The sequence below is a fragment of the Cutibacterium sp. LaCa_286 genome (genome assembly GCF_057198075.1).
Genome location: NZ_CP191091.1, coordinates 1938601 through 1953973, shown reverse-complemented (window position 1 = coordinate 1953973; position 15373 = coordinate 1938601). Strand labels below are relative to the sequence as shown.

At 64.4% G+C, this 15373-nt stretch carries 15 protein-coding genes and 1 pseudogene; 3 read left to right on the top strand and 13 right to left on the bottom strand.

Annotation, left to right across the window (positions count from 1 at the left end):
• Nucleotides 1-203 precede the first annotated feature (203 nt).
• The 7 genes and pseudogenes from ACP8JZ_RS08540 to rpmB form a co-directional block, all read right to left on the bottom strand.
• A pseudogene (locus ACP8JZ_RS08540) lies at nt 204-1415 on the bottom strand (allantoate amidohydrolase); the annotation flags it as partial.
• Entirely contained in the window at nt 1412-3421 is a 2010-nt protein-coding gene (locus tag ACP8JZ_RS08535; protein WP_323458635.1) for a urocanate hydratase, read from the bottom strand. The pseudogene ACP8JZ_RS08540 and the gene ACP8JZ_RS08535, both read right to left, overlap by 4 nt.
• A gap of 839 nt (nt 3422-4260) precedes the next feature.
• Entirely contained in the window at nt 4261-4626 is a 366-nt protein-coding gene (locus ACP8JZ_RS08530; protein ID WP_023034531.1) for an FKBP-type peptidyl-prolyl cis-trans isomerase, read from the bottom strand.
• Nucleotides 4627-4803: 177 nt separating this feature from the next.
• Entirely contained in the window at nt 4804-4974 is a 171-nt protein-coding gene (gene rpmF / locus ACP8JZ_RS08525) for a 50S ribosomal protein L32 (protein ID WP_306517325.1), read from the bottom strand.
• Between the two features lie 4 nt (nt 4975-4978).
• Entirely contained in the window at nt 4979-5284 is a 306-nt protein-coding gene (rpsN, locus tag ACP8JZ_RS08520) for a 30S ribosomal protein S14 (protein ID WP_306517326.1), read from the bottom strand.
• Entirely contained in the window at nt 5284-5454 is a 171-nt protein-coding gene (gene rpmG, locus ACP8JZ_RS08515) for a 50S ribosomal protein L33 (protein WP_306517327.1), read from the bottom strand. Before rpmG ends, rpsN begins: the two co-directional genes overlap by 1 nt.
• Nucleotides 5454-5690, bottom strand: a complete 237-nt coding sequence (rpmB, locus tag ACP8JZ_RS08510; protein WP_484482407.1) for a 50S ribosomal protein L28 — start codon at nt 5688-5690, stop codon at nt 5454-5456. The genes rpmG and rpmB overlap by 1 nt, the downstream gene beginning before the upstream one ends.
• A gap of 88 nt (nt 5691-5778) precedes the next feature.
• Here rpmB and ACP8JZ_RS08505 point away from each other — a divergent pair, with 88 nt between their 5' ends.
• A complete protein-coding gene (locus ACP8JZ_RS08505) occupies nt 5779-6027 on the top strand; it encodes a type B 50S ribosomal protein L31 (protein ID WP_484482406.1) in 249 nt (82 codons plus the stop codon).
• Between the two features lie 186 nt (nt 6028-6213).
• Here ACP8JZ_RS08505 and ACP8JZ_RS08500 read toward each other — a convergent pair whose 3' ends face one another.
• Both ACP8JZ_RS08500 and ACP8JZ_RS08495 read right to left on the bottom strand, forming a co-directional pair.
• Nucleotides 6214-6978, bottom strand: coding sequence for a YaaA family protein (locus ACP8JZ_RS08500; protein WP_306517329.1), 765 nt, complete (start codon nt 6976-6978; stop codon nt 6214-6216).
• Nucleotides 6979-7002: 24 nt separating this feature from the next.
• Nucleotides 7003-7785, bottom strand: coding sequence for an IclR family transcriptional regulator (locus ACP8JZ_RS08495; RefSeq protein ID WP_306517330.1), 783 nt, complete (start codon nt 7783-7785; stop codon nt 7003-7005).
• A gap of 783 nt (nt 7786-8568) precedes the next feature.
• On the opposite strand from ACP8JZ_RS08495, the gene ACP8JZ_RS08490 reads away from it, so the two are divergent.
• Together ACP8JZ_RS08490 and ACP8JZ_RS08485 are read left to right on the top strand one after the other, a co-directional pair.
• Nucleotides 8569-9327 carry a 6-carboxyhexanoate--CoA ligase gene (locus ACP8JZ_RS08490; protein ID WP_484482405.1) on the top strand — a complete coding sequence of 253 codons (759 nt, stop codon included), beginning with the start codon at nt 8569-8571 and terminating at the stop codon, nt 9325-9327.
• Between the two features lie 499 nt (nt 9328-9826).
• Nucleotides 9827-11023 carry an aminotransferase class I/II-fold pyridoxal phosphate-dependent enzyme gene (locus ACP8JZ_RS08485; RefSeq protein ID WP_484482404.1) on the top strand — a complete coding sequence of 399 codons (1197 nt, stop codon included), beginning with the start codon at nt 9827-9829 and terminating at the stop codon, nt 11021-11023.
• 352 nt (nt 11024-11375) lie between these two features.
• On the opposite strand, the gene ACP8JZ_RS08480 is transcribed toward ACP8JZ_RS08485, so the two are convergent.
• Genes ACP8JZ_RS08480 through ACP8JZ_RS08465 form a run of 4 tightly spaced genes read right to left on the bottom strand, consistent with a single transcriptional unit; the run spans nt 11376 to nt 15352 of the window.
• A complete protein-coding gene (locus ACP8JZ_RS08480) occupies nt 11376-12446 on the bottom strand; it encodes an ABC transporter ATP-binding protein (protein ID WP_484482403.1) in 1071 nt (356 codons plus the stop codon).
• Nucleotides 12433-13461: an ABC transporter ATP-binding protein gene (locus ACP8JZ_RS08475; RefSeq protein WP_286319840.1), complete on the bottom strand. Its 1029-nt coding sequence runs from the start codon at nt 13459-13461 to the stop codon at nt 12433-12435. The genes ACP8JZ_RS08480 and ACP8JZ_RS08475 overlap by 14 nt, the downstream gene beginning before the upstream one ends.
• A 12-nt stretch (nt 13462-13473) precedes the next feature.
• A complete protein-coding gene (locus tag ACP8JZ_RS08470; RefSeq protein WP_484482402.1) occupies nt 13474-14436 on the bottom strand; it encodes an ABC transporter permease in 963 nt (320 codons plus the stop codon).
• Nucleotides 14429-15352, bottom strand: coding sequence for an ABC transporter permease (locus tag ACP8JZ_RS08465; RefSeq protein ID WP_306517334.1), 924 nt, complete (start codon nt 15350-15352; stop codon nt 14429-14431). The genes ACP8JZ_RS08470 and ACP8JZ_RS08465 overlap by 8 nt, the downstream gene beginning before the upstream one ends.
• Nucleotides 15353-15373 lie beyond the last annotated feature (21 nt).

Below are 15373 nucleotides of genomic sequence, written 5' to 3'. Positions count from 1 at the left end.
CGATCGGTCAGTCCTGGCTTGGTGTCCAGTCGGTAATGTGGAGTATGAGTGTGCTTTTGATGCTGCATGACACCTCGACTGATCTTCCGGCTTGGTGCCCAGCCGGCAGCGCTCCCACGGCTGGGCATCCTCGACACGCCTCACCCGTGGCTGGTGCCCAGCCCCTCGGTTCGGCAGGAATTCCCTGCTGCCACACCGTTGAGCATCACGTCCTTGAGCACGGCCGCCAGTCCTCGCACCCCGGCGCGGCAGTCCTCGTCGGTGGCGCACTCGGTGGGGGTGTGCGAGGACCCGGTGGGATTGCGCACGAAAACCATCGCTGTGGGCACCTCGGCGGCCAGCACGGCGGCGTCGTGGCCCGCCCCGGTGGACAGTATCGGCGTCTTCCCGATCGTCTCCTCGAGCACCTTCTGCACACGTGCGGTGAGACTCGCGTCAAACTCGGTGCGTGGGGTGAGGGACTCTCGCTGCCAACTCACCTGGCACCCCTCCGCCTCGGCGGCTTGCTGGGAGGCAGCAGTGATGGCGTCGACGACGCAAGTGAGCATCTCGTCGGTCTCGGTGCGACAGTCCAGCCAGCAGGTGGCGCGTCCGGCGATGACGTTGGTGCCGCCGGGCTCCAGCTGGGTACGGCCGATGGTGGCGACGGCATGCGGATCACCGGACTCGGCCACCGTACGACGGGTCGCGACGATGGTCTGCGCCAGGGGAATCGTCGGGTCGTGACGAAACGGCAGCAAGGTGGTGCCAGCATGATCGCTGACGCCGGTGAACGTCGCCCGACGCCGGGTGTGGGGACGTACCGCGCTGGCCACGGCCAACGGATGTCCCATGTCCACCAGCGCCCGACCCTGTTCGACGTGCAGTTCGATCATGGCTCCGGCCTGCTGAGCCCAGTCGCTGGTGCCGAGCTCGTCGGGGTCCAGGCCGGCCGCACGCCATGCCTCTGCCAGGGTGCCACCGTCACGACACGGCAGCTCCCGGGCCCGAGTCGGTTCCAACTGCCCGCTGGCCAACCGAGACCCCAGGCAGGGCATGTCGAACCGGCCGCCCTCCTCGTCGGTCCACACGACGACACCCACCGGTACTCGCGGTTCGACACCTGTCTCCTGCAGCATGCTCACTGCTGCCAGGGCGCTCGCCACCCCCAGCGGCCCGTCCAACTCGCCACCACCGGGCACCGAGTCCAGGTGCGACCCGGTGAAGATCGCTCCCGGTCCGGGCTCGCCCCACCAGGCGACGAGATTGGCGTTGGCGTCGCGGGTGAGGGTGAGCCCCAGCGAGCGTGCCGTGGTGGTGAACCAGGAACGCAGCCTGGTGTCGACCTCGGTGAGCGAGAATCGCCAGTAGGAACCGTCCTCGGCCCGGCCCAGATCGTGAATCTGCGCCAGGAGCTCCACCACGTCCAGGCTCACTGTGGCACCACCTTGTCGATGACCTCGTCGTCAACGAGATAGGGCAGGGTGATGTGGCCCTGCGGATTCTCCTGGTTGAAGGCCCTCGCCGTCTCGACGGAGTGCTCGTTGCGTGCCCAGCCGCGTCGCGCCACACCGCACATGACGTCCCACAGCAACCCACTGCGGATGACGGCGTCCACTCGCTCCGACCCGTCGAGCACCAGCCCGAAACCACCATTGATGGCATTGCCGATTCCCGTGCCGCCGCCATTGTGCAGGGTCACCAGGCTCATGCCACGTGCTGCATTGCCGGCGAAACACTGGGTGGCCATGTCCGCCATGACGTTGGAGCCGTCCTTGATGTTCGACGTCTCGCGGAACGGGGAGTCGGTGCCGGACACGTCGTGGTGGTCGCGGCCCAGCATGACCGGGCCGATCTCGCCATTGCGCACCATCTCGTTGAACCGCAGGGCGATGGCGACTCGTCCCTTGGCGTCCTGGTAGAGGATTCGGGCCTGGGTGCCGACGACGAGGTCGTTGCTCTCAGCGTCGCGAATCCAGATGTAGTTGTCGCGATCCTGCCCGCGCCGGTCGGGGTCGATGCAGCTCATTGCAGCCTGGTCGGTGGCGACGAGATCCTCATGACGGCCCGACAGGCACACCCAGCGGAACGGACCGTAGCCGTAGTCGAACAGCTCGGGGCCCATGATGTCCTCCACGTAGGAGGGCCAGATGAACCCGTTGCGTGCGTCCCCACCCTTGGCTATCTCGGTCACCCCGGACTCGAACACGGTTGCCATGAAGGCATTGCCGTAGTCGAAGAAGTAGGTGCCGCGTTCTGTCAGGGTGCGGATGAGCTCGAAATGCTTGCGCAGGGTCTCGTCAACGCGGCGGGCATACTCAGCACGGTCGCGTGCCAGCAGCTCGGTGCGTTGCTCGAAACTCAGCCCCTGGGGGCAGTAGCCGCCGTCATAGGCGGCATGGCAGGAGGTCTGGTCGGACAGCAACGGGATCTCGATGTCATGGTCGACGGCGTACTGCAGCAGGTCGACGATGTTGCCGTGGTACGCGATCGAGATGGGGGTGCGCTCGGCGATGTGTTTCTGCGCCAGGGCGAAGACCTCGTCGAGGTCCTCGGAGACGTGCCCCACCCAGCCCTGGTCCAGACGGGTCTGGATGCGCGACATGTCCACCTCGGCGATGACGCCGACGGCGTGGGCGATCTCGGCGGCCTTGGGTTGGGCGCCGGACATGCCGCCCAGGCCAGAGGAGACGAACAGCACCCCTGACAGATCGCCGTCGTCGGGGACACCCAGCTGCAGACGTCCGGCGTTGAGGATGGTGTTGAAGGTGCCGTGCACGATGCCCTGCGGGCCGATGTACATCCATCCGCCGGCGGTCATCTGGCCGTAGTTGGCGACCCCGAGCTCCTCGCTGAGCTCCCAGTCGTCCTGGTTGTCGAAGCGACCGACCATGAGCCCATTGGTGATGATGACGCGTGGGGCCTCCGGGCGCGACGGGAACAGGCCCAGCGGGTGCCCACTCATGACGACCAGGGTGGTGTCCTCGGTGAGCCGTTCAAGGTACTTCTTGATGAGTCGGTACTGCAGCCAGTCGTGGCACACCGACCCGGTCTCGCCATAGGTGACGAGCTCGTAGGGATACAGCGCGACGTCGAAGTCGAGGTTGTTGTCGATCTGCACCTGGAAGGCCTTACCCTCGGTGCACCGGCCTTCGTACTCGTCAATGGGACGGCCTTTGATGTGACCGGCTGGGCGCCACCGATAGGCGTAGATGCGGCCGCAGGTGCGCAGCTCCTCGAGGAACTCCGGAGCAGCCTTTTCATGCAGTTCTGAAGGCAGATAGCGCAGGGCATTGCGCAGCGCGGTGCGGGTCTGCTCGTCGGTGAGTCGGAATCCACGTGAGGGGGCACGACGGATGCCCGGCTCGAAGACGGGGTCCGGCGGGTATTCGGCGTCGAGGCGGATGGTCATGGCCTCGGCGGCGCTGCTGTTGTCATACATGGTCAGCTCCCTCGGATGTTGTCAGGTCGTGGGGTCGCGTGTGAGATGTGCCGGTGGTGGACCACGGTGGGATGCCCGACCGGTGTCGTCTCCACGTTGAGACATTTTTGACGGTACCACCGGGGTGGCGTCACTGTTGTGCATGACGACGATGTGGCCCGATGCTTTTTGACGCTGGTGACCGGATGTGGCGGTGCGTGCTGTTCCCGCAGACCTCGGGGCAGCAGATCCTGGAGTAGGAGAGAGTCTCGGATGCTCGTGGGTCCCTGCGGGGCCACGGGGCCCGACGGTCAACCGATGCCGGGTGTTCTTGTTGGCGTGGACCCCTGCAGGCAGAGGTACGGTGCCAGGCGATGTGCGGGGATGGACACCTGGCGGCGTTCATCGCCGAGGCCCTGTCGGGATCGGGAAGCCCGGCGCCGAGGCGCTGGGGAGCTTGCTCGTTGGGGTTTCCCCCTGCCACCACGCGGAATGAGCAGGTCGACCAGTGGAGGGCCTTGTCCGCTGGGGTTTCCCACCAAGAGCCTGTGGTGAGGCGAGTGGGTTGGCGTCGAGTGGGCGATTTTTGACGCCTCGGGGGTGGTGGGGTCTCCTGCGTGCCGGGGCGGTCGGTGTGGTGACATTTTTGGACACGAGCTTCTGAGCTCGGTGGTGGGCGCCCCTGGGCACGGTAGCGGGCGGCTCTGCAGGTTTCGGTGTTTTTCGGACGACCATGTCGAGGATGGCGGAGCCAACACGGTGACTGGTGACAACGCCTTACACGGCAGCGTCCGTACCCACGATGGGTACGGACGCTGCCGTGGTTCGCGGCGCAAGGCCGCAGATTCAATGTTCTGGGCTCAGATGACGTTGACGAGGTCGCAGACGAAAATCAGCGTCTCACCGCCGGCGATGACACCGGGAATGCCCTGCGGGCCGTATGCCAGATCCTGGGGGATGACGAGTCGGCGTCGTCCGCCGACCTTCATGCCCTGCACACCTTCATCCCATCCGGGAATCACCTGACCGGCTCCCAGCTGGAAGGTCAACGGCTCGCCGCGGTCCCACGATGAATCGAATTCGCGACCGGTGCTCAGGGCCACTCCGACGTAGTGCACCTCGACGAGGTTGCCGGCAGAGGCCTCGGGGCCGTCACCGACAGTGATGTCGTCGAGGACGAGTTCGTCGGGGGCGGAATCGGGCAGGGTGACTTCAGGCTTGCTCATGGCGACAACCCTAGAGGATTCCCGGCCACGCGCCGGTCAATCAACAATTCTGTCGCGACCGGGCTGGTGCTGACATTTTTGTTCACCAACCCTCAGAGCACGGCCCGCAGCGAGGTCTCGCCACCTGGAGCTCTGCCACGAGGAACTGCAGGATCGGTGCTGAACCAACCGATCCGATCAGTCGTCGGGAGAGATCAGTCCGCAGCGGTAGGCCTTGGCCAGATGTTGTGGCACCCGCAGGGTCCTGCCATTGACGTGAATCTCCACCAGTCTGGGTGCTGAGGCCTTCCACTGTGCCCGCCGGTGGCGGGTGGTTGAACGGGATTTCTTGCGTTTGGGTACTGCCATGACCTCACCAACTTGATTTCGTGATTCCGGGAAGTTCGCCGCGGTGTGCCATCTCGCGGAACCGGATACGAGTCACTCCTGCCTTACCGACGTAGCCACGGGGGCGTCCGTCGATCTGGTCGCGGTTGCGCAGCCGCACCGGTGACGAGTCTCGCGGCAGGGCGGACAATGCGCGGGACGCCTCCATCCGCTCGTCCAGTGTGGCTGTTGACGATTTGATGATGGCCTTGAGCTCGGCACGCCGGTCGGCGTACTTGGCCACCATCTTCTTGCGTCTTGTCTGTGCGGCGATCTTGGACTTCTTGGCCATCAGCGGGTCTCCTTGAACTCGACGTGGCGGCGCGCGATGGGGTCGAATTTTCGCAGGATGAGGCGATTTGGTGTGTTGCGACGATTCTTGCGAGTGACGTAGGTGTAGCCAGTTCCGGCAGCCGAGCGCAGCTTGATGATGGGTCGCAGCTGTGTGGATTTCTTGGCCATCAGATCTTCTCTCCTCGAGTGAGCATTTCGGCAACGACGACGTCAATGCCGCGTCGATCGATTTCCTTCATCGCCTTGGGGGTCAGGGTGAGGGTGATTCGCCTACCCAGCGACGGAACCCAGTAGCACTTCCGCTGGATGTTGGGGCTCCAACGGCGTCTGGTGCGGCGTTGGGAATGTGAGACGTTGTTGCCGAATCCAGGTTTGGTGCCGCGGACCTGACAGCGTCGAGACATGGGGAGCTCCTGTCACATTATCTTGCATATGAGAATCATTATCATATAGTACCTGTGACGGGACACAACTCATGATGGAAGGACGACGATGAAACAGGGCATCCATCCCGACTACCACTCGGTGGTCTTTCGAGACATCTCAGCGAGCATGACCTTTCTCACGAGATCGACTGCCACCAGTTCCAAACGCATCGAGTGGGAGGACGGCAACACCTACCCCCTCATCGATGTCGACATCACCTCAGCCAGCCACCCCTTCTACACCGGGCGAGCCAAGATCATCGACACCTCTGGTCAGGTGGAGAAATTCAACCGGCGCTACGCCAGGAACGCATGAGCGAGCTGGACCCGCTTTCCCGCATGGGAGAGGAGTCTGGCCTTCCAGGACGAGGAGGATCCATCCAACCTGTTTCTCGACGGGTGGACCTCACCGTGGCATGCGCTCGACCTGAACCTCGGGTGCCCGAGCAGGCTGTGCGTCGGTCACTCCATCTGGTGATGTGAGCCTTGTACTCCGGAGGAGTCATTCCTCCTTGCGGAACACTGGAACTTCTGGTGTGGAGCCTTCCACGTGGTATCGCCAGCCGACGTCGAAGTTCTTGAGGGCGCCGGGGATGCGTACCCGGTTGCGTACCAACCATCCGGCCATGAGTCCTCGGGCTGTCTTGGCGGTGAAGGAGATGACCTTCCAACGGCCCTGCCGGTCTCGAGACTCGAAACGTGGCGAGATGACAGCGGCGTCAATGCCCTTGACGGGACGGAAGTACTCGGCCGAGGCCAGGTTGACGATGACCTTTGCGCCGGGTGACTCGGCAAGGTCGGCTTCGATCAGCGTGCGAATGCGCTCACCCCACCAGTCCACCAAGGTCGATCCGCGATCGGTGTGCAGAGCAGTTCCCATCTCCAGACGATATGGCTGGATGCGGTCGAGCGGGCGAAGCACGCCGTACAGACCGGAGAGGATACGCAGTACCTTCTGTGCCTCGGTCCAGTCCCGAGTGGTGAAGAGGTGCGGCTCCATACCGCGGTAAACGGCTCCGTTGAAGGTGACGGCGGCCGGCCGGGCTTCATCGGGGGTGCCGGGCTGGAAATTGCGGTAGCGCTCCACGTTGAGGGTGGCGATCTCCTCGGAAACGTCCATGAGCGTGCGCAGATCCGCGCTTGTCTTCCCCGCCATGATCGTGGCGAGGCGGGCCGTGTCGTCGAGCATGCGTGGCTCGGTCGTCTGGTGATCAGGGGCTGGGCTTCGCAGGTCCAGTGATTTGGCAGGGGAAATGAGAATGAGCATTGGGCCTAGTCCGGTGGTGTGATTTCACAGGGATGGTGCCAACGACTTGGGATGGCCGTTGGTGGGGGACGCGTGTTCAGCGGCGGATTGAGTTGCCTCGGCCCGGGCGGACGGTCGGTGTGTTCTCTGTCGCCGGCGCCGGTGGGGTGGATTGTCGCCAATGAGCTTGGACAGAGACGCTGCGCAGGATGCCACCATCGTGCCGTATCGGGTGGTGAGTTCGTGGTTGAGGTGGCAGGAGGGGATGACCATGCTCAGTGCAGCGATGACCTCATCGTGCAAGGTGATGGGCGCTGCGATGCCGGCGACGTCCTTCTCCACGCCTGAGGTGATGACGGCATAGCGTGCCTGCCCGATGCGTCCGGTGAGTACAGCTCCGACGGCGCTCGTCTCCAGCGAGATGGACTGGCCTTCCCAGGATCGGTGCTGGATAGCGCGAATGCCCGGGACGAGGGCCAGATAGATGGCCCGGTCATGGTGTCGTACCGAGAGATACACCGACTCGCCAGTCTCGGCGGCCAGCTGGGTCATCGTTGGGCGGCACAGACGACGTAGCGAGTTGTCGGCAAGCACCCGACCGGATACGCGGATGAGCTCGGGGCCCACGTCGTACAGGCCGTCGGGGGTACGCGAGAGGTAGCCACTTTCCGTGAGTGTGCGCAGTAGTCGCAGGGCGCTTGACGGTGCCAGCCCTGCAGAGCGGGCAGCTTCACTGAGTGTGATGCCCGGATGATCACACACGGCGGTGAGCAGGTCGAGCGCACGGTCCACCGATCGAATGGTTGGTGTGGTTGATGTGGTGGTCACTGGTACTCCAACTGTGAGGCGACTTTGCCAATATGCCGAATCTATCTCCCACAGTGTGGAAAGGTGTCGGATTCCTGTCCGTGATGCACATTTCTGACGTTTCAGGCCCCGTTCGGTCACCACGGTGACGAAGGCGGGTCGCAGCTGACAAAAATTGACGCTCCCGAGGCAGAACGATCATGAGAGGGGAGATCAGTCTGGCCTGGTGGCATGGCATGGTGTGAGATCGGTCTGGTGGCAAGACATGAGGGGCGAGATTGCTCTGGTGGCAAGAATTGTCCGGCATGGCGATGCGGTCCTGGGCTCTGTCTGGTCGAGAGTGTCACGAAGCGTGAGGGCCATGAGCCAAAGCTGCTGGCAGGGAAGACTGGTCCGGGAAACTGCGGCGGGATGGGGTCCGCTTCGGCGAGTGGGGCGCGGCATGGTGATGTGTCATGACAGCACGGTGATGCTGTCATGGGGAGTGAACATTTTTGTCAGCTGATCCCCGTTGTGAGTCTGGGGAGCGGCGCGGCTTCACCCACCTGACGAAAATCGTCACCTGCCGGGTGCTGGAGGCAGGCACATGATGTGTGGTCGGTCGGTCTGATGAAAATTGTCAGGTGTGTCAGGTGAAGGGGGCAGCCGAGGGGGAGTGGGGAGTGTCAGGTGGGTAAAGCGGTAGGTGAGAACCGCGGCTCCCGGCCTGGCTGGCAATCATGTTCACCATGGGACGGGCAGCACAGGCGGATCATGCACCACCCCAGCTGAACGCTGTTAAGTTGCCTCTCGTATCATGACGCCGTGCCTCTCTACAGTGTGAAAATGCGCGCCAGCGCGGCTGACCGACATGTTTCTGGAGCCGAGCGGATCGTGGAAGAGCACGAGGTGGCCCAGTTGTGCGCCGACATGGGGCACCGGGCGCTCGCTCACCCCAAGGCGAACCCGGATGAGATCCACCTCACCGTAAGACGGATCGACATGAGTGAACTCGTGCGAGTGCCTTTCCTGCCCACGACCGTGCTGCCCACCGCCTCACCCCAGGAGGCCAGGGACACCGTCCTGACGGCTCTTGCTCCGCTGACTGAGCACGCGCAACGGGCGTGGACGCTGCTCACCGAGGCTCGTGACATGCGTGGCGCAATACTTCTGGACGCCGCCACCGGCCAGCGACTGGAGCCTGACCAACAACGCGGGGTGCGAGTGACGGGCATGGACGCGGCGAGTTCCAACCCGATCGGCGGAAAGCACCGGGTGCTCGAGGCGCAGGTGCTCGCTGCGAAGGTTGCCCACCGCCCCGACGTGCTTGCCGAGATCTGCATCTCCGACGATCCGGACTACACGACGGGCTACCTCGCCACTGCACAACACGGTTACCAGCGCCTCCCCCACATCAAGGAGCCCGGGTCCGCGCAGGGTGGACGCGTCTTCCTCGTCCGGGGAGACGACGTCGCAGGACTCATCGAGTACCTGGAACACACCCCGGTGGTCGTCGAGGGCGACGCGGGTGATGGTGGGGGGTTCGTCAGCGTGAGGGAGCTACGCATCATTTCGAGTAGGTAGGCGAAGTCTGTCTCGTTCCTGAACGGCAACTGCAGCGAGACAGTGAACAAATGCAGCTGGCAGACGTGACGTGAGTCATTCTGGTGATCATGTCCTTGGGCAGGTGACAATTTTGTCATGCCAGCAATTCCTGACGCACTGCAACGTTTCCCCACGCGTTGGTGATCCGTCCGTGGGGCGGTGGTGGGTGCAGCGTCGAGTCTGTCCAGGACCCGATCGTTTGGATCCATCCGGGGCGATGGGGGGAGTGGACCGTTCAGTTGCCGGTCAGGGTGCTGGGATGTCGGGCAGGGGCTGGTCCTCATCCCCGGGGCAGTGCGGCAGAAACATCGGTGCCATCATCATGAAGGGCTTCTGGCCCCCATCCTCAGGACGGTGAGCCTGAGTTCCCTCGGATGATGAGCCTGAATCGTTGAGGCTGACGGATGGTATCCGTGGCACCCGTCCCGGCAGCGGGACGAGAAGCATCGGCAGCAGGTACGCAGAGGTGGAGCAGGCAGTGAGTTGGAGCGCAGAAGGGAAGAATCGCATGACGTGGATCGAGGACGCAGCCATGCACGCGGTGCTGGACTGGCAGCGACGTGGGTTGGAGCGTCACCCGGCGACGTTCTCCTCACCCCAGACTCCCCGTGCCATCGTTGACGGTGAGCCCAGGATCCTGTTCAGTTCCTCGAATTATCTTGGTCTTGCCGAACGCAGCGAAGTCATCGGGGCAGCGCGTCAGGCCATTCGGACCTTCGGTGTCGGGTCGGGAGGATCGCGGCTGGCCACCGGGACGAGCACCGCACATGAGCTGGTCGAGAGTACCCTCGCGGCCTTCCTGGACTACCCAGATGCGATCCTGTTCGGCTCCGGATTCGCCGCGAACACCGGCGTGCTCCAGGCTCTGGCCGAGCCCGGGGTGCGAATTTTCTCCGACGCCAGCAACCACGCCAGCCTCATCGACGGATGCCGGTTGGCGAGGTCACATGGCGCCGAGGTGACGGTTTTCCCGCACGGCGATCTCGCTGCGCTGGAGGCCATGCTGGTCGAGGCGAGCGGGCAACGGTGTCTCGTCGTCACCGACGGGGTGTTCTCGATGGACGGCACCCTTGCACCACTGCCGGAACTCACGCAGCTGTGCCGCCGCTTCGGGGCTGCGCTCATGGTTGACGACGCCCACGGTCTGGGCACCGTCGGCGCCACGGGGCGAGGAATCGTCGAGCATTTCGGCATGCAGCAGGATCCGCCTGACGTCCTCGTCGTCACTGGGTCGAAGGCGCTCGGTGCCGAGGGTGGGGCGGTACTCGCCAGTGAGTCGGTGATTGCCATGTTGCGTCAGCGTGCCCGGCCCTACGTGTACTCCACCGCCCCGAGCCCTGCAGTCTGTGCCGCCCTGACGGCTGCTCTGGACATCCTCAACGGCCCGAACAGCCCGGTTCCGGACCTGCACCGCAATGTCGACCGGATGGCCACCCGACTGGGACTCGACACCTGGCCCACCCCCATCGTCCCGGTGGCGGTCGGTGACGAGGCGTCTGCCGTCCAGGCGGCTCATGAGCTGGGGGAACAAGGTTGGTTCGTCCCTGCGATGCGGTGGCCGACGGTGCCCAGGAGCCGGGCGATCCTGCGCGTCACCGTCATGGCCACCCACACCGACGATCAGATCGACGGGCTCGCTGACGCCCTTGCCCGTCTGGGTCTGCCGCACACCTGAGGTCCTTCTGCAGGTCTCGCCGTAGGTTGACCACCTGGGCCTGCACCGAGACGTCCAGGGCTGGGGCTTGTCACACACGATGACCTTGGGGTGATACTGCGGGTACCCCGATGTGTTGACGCTGGCCACCGCAGAACTGGTGGAGGTGAGGGTTCAGGAGATTCGGCTACCTGTTCCTCCTGATTCCGCAGCTCCGTGAAGCGACAGCCCCTGGGTCTGGGGATTTGCGGCTCGACAGTCCCACATCCACCCGCGTCCCGCGAACTTCGCCGGGGGCGGTGGGACGAGCAACCCCGTTCCCTGACCCCCTGGCTCGGCGCGACGTTCCTCTGGGACTGACCTGTTCCCAGCCTCACCCTTTGAGATCGTCGGAGGTGATGTCCAGCGACGCCTTGTCGAAGAGGGCGGAGAAATGGCACCGGCACAGGTGCTCCCCGGCCCCGTCGCTGCGAGGCAGCAACTCGGTGTCATCGGTGGCGCACTTGTCCTGGGCCCGCCAGCACCTGGTGTGGAACCGGCAGCCGGTCGGCGGATTGGCCGGGGAGGGCACGTCGCCATGCAGGATGATCTGCTGACGCGTGCCGCGCATCTCGGGATCGGGCACCGGCACCGCAGACATGAGCGCCTGGGTGTACGGATGGATCGTGCGCTCGTAGATCTGGTGCTCGTCGCCCATCTCCATGATCCGCCCCAGGTACATCACGGCCACCCGATCGGAGATGTGACGCACCACCGACAGGTCGTGGGCGATGAAGATGTACGACAGCCCGAGGTCCTTCTGCAGGTCCTGCAACAGGTTGACCACCTGGGCCTGCACCGAGACATCCAGGGCCGAGACGGGCTCGTCACACACGATGACCTTGGGGTTGAGCGCAATGCCGCGGGCAATCCCGATGCGTTGACGCTGGCCACCGGAGAACTGGTGGGGGTAACGGTTGATGTGCTCGGGGTTGAGCCCCACCAGGTCGAGCAGCTCCTTGACCCGCTCGCGGCGCTTGTTGCGGGGGACGACGTCGGGGTGGATGAGGAACGGCTCACCGATGATGTCACCGACCGTCTTGCGTGGATCCAGCGAGGTGTACGGGTTCTGGAAGACGATCTGGATGTTGCGGCGCAGCTTGCGCATCTGCGCACCCTTGGCGTGGGTGACGTCCTGGCCGTCGAAGACGATGCTTCCCTCGGTGGGTTGCTCCAGGGCGACGAGCAGCCGTCCCAGGGTGGACTTTCCACACCCGGACTCACCGACCACACCCAGGGTCTCACCGGGGTAGAGGTCGAAGCTCACCCCGTCCACCGCCTTGACGCTGCCGACCGTGTGCTTGATGACGCCGGACTTGAGCGGGTAGTGCTTCTTGAGGTCACGAACCGACAGGATGGGTTCGCGGGCCGACTGGGTGGGTTTGCGGGATTCAGGCTCGCTCATGGAGCACCTCCTCGGTGTGGTGACAGGCGCTGAGACGGCCAGGGGCCACCTCGTGGAACTCGGGGGCGGCTCCCACCCGGCACTCGTCGGTGGCGAACCGGCACCGCGGGTGGAACGAGCACCCGGTGGGCAGATCCGTCAGGGACGGCGGCAGCCCGCCGATGGCGAAGAGTTTGTCGCCGTGCTGGTCCAGCCGCGGGATCGAGTTGATGAGTCCGACGGTGTACGGGTGCGCCGGATTCGCGTACAGCCGGTGGACGTCGGAGTGCTCGACCAGCCGTCCGCAGTACATGACGGCGATGTCGTCGGCCACGTCGGCGACGACGCCCAGGTCGTGGGTGATGAGGATGAGGCCCATGTCGTCCTCGTCCTGCAACTCCTTGAGCAGGGTCATGATCTGGGCCTGCACCGTCACGTCGAGGGCGGTGGTGGGCTCGTCGGCGATGAGCACTCGCGGGTTGAGGGCGATCGCCATGGCGATCATGATGCGCTGACGCATACCGCCGGAGAACTGGTGCGGGTAGTTGCCGGCGCGCTGCCTGGCGGCCGGGATGCGCACCCGCTCCATGAGTCGCACCGCCTGCTCCAGGGAGTCGGACCTGTTCATCCTGCGGTGCTGACGGAACATCTCGGCGATCTGCCAGCCCACCGGGAACACCGGGTTGAGGGCGGACAGGGCGTCCTGGAAGATCATCGCGATGTGTTCACCGCGAATGTCCTGCATCGTCCTGGCAGGCGCAGTGAGCAGCTCCATGCCGCAGTACGTGATCGATCCGCCGGTGATGTGGGCCGGGGGAGTGTCGAGAATACCCATGATCGCCTGGGCCGTCACCGATTTCCCGGAGCCGGACTCACCGAGGATGGCCAGGGTCTCGCGCTCGCGCAGTGAGAAGTTCACGCCGTTGATGGCCTTGGCGATGCCGTCGCGGGTGCGGAACTCGACGTGCAGGTCGTCGACCTCGAGAAGTTTTCCGTCCACCGGGTCAAGTTGCAGACGTGCCTTGGACAGTGCCATGTCGTGCTCCTCTCAGTGTCGTTTCGGGTCGAAGGCGCTCTGTGCCGCCTCGCCCAGGAAGATGAACGCCAGAACTGCCAGCGACAGGAACAGCGAGGGGAACAGCAGCATGTGCGGGGCGGAGCGAACGTATCCCAGGCCGGAGGCGTCGGAGATGGACACTCCCCAGCTGATCGCAGGTTCCTGCAGGCCGATGCCCAGGTAGCTCAGCGTCGCCTCGATGGCGATGTAGGCCCCCAGGTTGATCGTTGCGACCACCATGACCGGGGCCATCGCGTTGGGCAGGATGTGGTGGGTGATGATGCGCCACGGACTGGCTCCCAGGGCACGTGCGGCCTGGATGTAGTCGTTGGGCGTCACCTGCAGCACCGAGGATCGCATGAGCCGGGCGATGGAGGGCCATCCCAGGATGACGACGGCCCCCATCACCTTGAGGACGATGACGATGTACGGGGTGCCGATCCTGTTGGGGAAGGTGTACAGGATGATGATGCCGCCCAGCAGGAGTGGGATCGCGTAGAAGACGTCACCCAGTCGCGAGAGCAGACTGTCCAACCAGCCGCCGCGGAATCCGGCGATGAGGCCGATGACCGAGCCCAGGATCGCCGTGCCCAGGGTGGCGAGCACTCCGACGAGCATGGAGGAGCGGGCACCGTAGATGGTGCGTGCGTAGACGTCGCACCCCTGCACGTCGGTACCGAACCAGTGCACTGCCGAGGGCAGGTGACGTGCTGCGGACAGGTTGCAGGCCCGTGGATTCGTGCGGGTGAACAGTCCGGGGGCGGCAGCCATGAGCACGAAGATGACGATGAGCACCGCCGAGATCCAGAACAGCGGGTTGTGCTTGAGATCGTCCCATGCGTCGTTCCAGAGGGAGCGGGGTTTCCTCTCCCCAGAATGCTGCTCGGGGCCCACCTGCGGATCGGCGGTGGCAGTCGTGTCAAGGGTCGAATCGGGAATGGTGTGTTCAGTCATGGCTGATCCTCGGGTCCAGAACCCCGTACAGCAGGTCGATGATGAGGTTCGCGAGCAGGTACACCAGCACCAGGCAGGTGACGGCACCCACCACCGAGACGCCGTCACGCTGGCTGATGGAGCGGAAGATGAAGTTGCCGATGCCATTGATGTTGAAGATGCGTTCGGTGACGATCGCACCACCCATGAGGGCACCGAAGTCGTAGCCGATGTAGGTGATGACCGGCACCAGCGAGTTGCGCAGGGTGTGGACGGTCACGGTGCGAAATCCCGACAGGCCCTTGGCCCTGGCGGTGCGCACATAGTCGGCACGTTGGTTCTCGATGAGGTTGCTGCGCGTCAGACGGGCCACGTAGGCCACCGACAACGCCCCGAGGACGAATCCGGGCAGGATCAGCTGTCTCCAGGTGCCGTCGGAGGCGGTCACGGGCGCCCAGTTGAGTTTGAGGCCGAAGAGGAGCTGGGCCAGGGAGCCGATGACGAATGAGGGGATCGAGATGACGACCAGGGATGAGATGAGGATGAGGTAGTCGATGAACCTGCCACGACGCACGCCGGCCCACACGCCTGCGCCGATGCCGATGATGATCTCGACCAGGATGGCGATGAGGGCCAGCTTGATCGTCACCGGGTAGCGCACCGACAGTTCCGCGGTGACGGAGTTGCCGTAGAAGTTCGTGCCCAGATCGCCGTGCACCAGCTTGCCCAGGTAGATGCCGTACTGGGTGAGCAGCGGATCGTCCAGGTGGTACTCGGCGCGGAACGCCGCCACGTAGGACGGTGGACAGGGGCGCTCACCGCAGCGTCCGGCAGTCGGGTCACCCGGTAGTGCGAACACGAGGGCGAAGAGGATGAACGTCGCTCCGATGACCACCGGAATCATCTGGAGCAGACGTCTGACGACGTATTTACCCATGGTTGTCTTCCTTGCGGACAC

Coding starts and splice junctions, on each gene's coding strand:
- ACP8JZ_RS08535 (WP_323458635.1), bottom strand. CDS start 3,421: ATGTATGACAACAGCAGCGCCGCCGAGGCCATGACCATCCGCCTCGAC.
- ACP8JZ_RS08530 (WP_023034531.1), bottom strand. CDS start 4,626: ATGAGCAAGCCTGAAGTCACCCTGCCCGATTCCGCCCCCGACGAACTC.
- rpmF (WP_306517325.1), bottom strand. CDS start 4,974: ATGGCAGTACCCAAACGCAAGAAATCCCGTTCAACCACCCGCCACCGG.
- rpsN (WP_306517326.1), bottom strand. CDS start 5,284: ATGGCCAAGAAGTCCAAGATCGCCGCACAGACAAGACGCAAGAAGATG.
- rpmG (WP_306517327.1), bottom strand. CDS start 5,454: ATGGCCAAGAAATCCACACAGCTGCGACCCATCATCAAGCTGCGCTCG.
- rpmB (WP_484482407.1), bottom strand. CDS start 5,690: ATGTCTCGACGCTGTCAGGTCCGCGGCACCAAACCTGGATTCGGCAAC.
- ACP8JZ_RS08505 (WP_484482406.1), top strand. CDS start 5,779: ATGAAACAGGGCATCCATCCCGACTACCACTCGGTGGTCTTTCGAGAC.
- ACP8JZ_RS08500 (WP_306517329.1), bottom strand. CDS start 6,978: ATGCTCATTCTCATTTCCCCTGCCAAATCACTGGACCTGCGAAGCCCA.
- ACP8JZ_RS08480 (WP_484482403.1), bottom strand. CDS start 12,446: ATGAGCGAGCCTGAATCCCGCAAACCCACCCAGTCGGCCCGCGAACCC.
- ACP8JZ_RS08475 (WP_286319840.1), bottom strand. CDS start 13,461: ATGGCACTGTCCAAGGCACGTCTGCAACTTGACCCGGTGGACGGAAAA.
- ACP8JZ_RS08470 (WP_484482402.1), bottom strand. CDS start 14,436: ATGACTGAACACACCATTCCCGATTCGACCCTTGACACGACTGCCACC.
- ACP8JZ_RS08465 (WP_306517334.1), bottom strand. CDS start 15,352: ATGGGTAAATACGTCGTCAGACGTCTGCTCCAGATGATTCCGGTGGTC.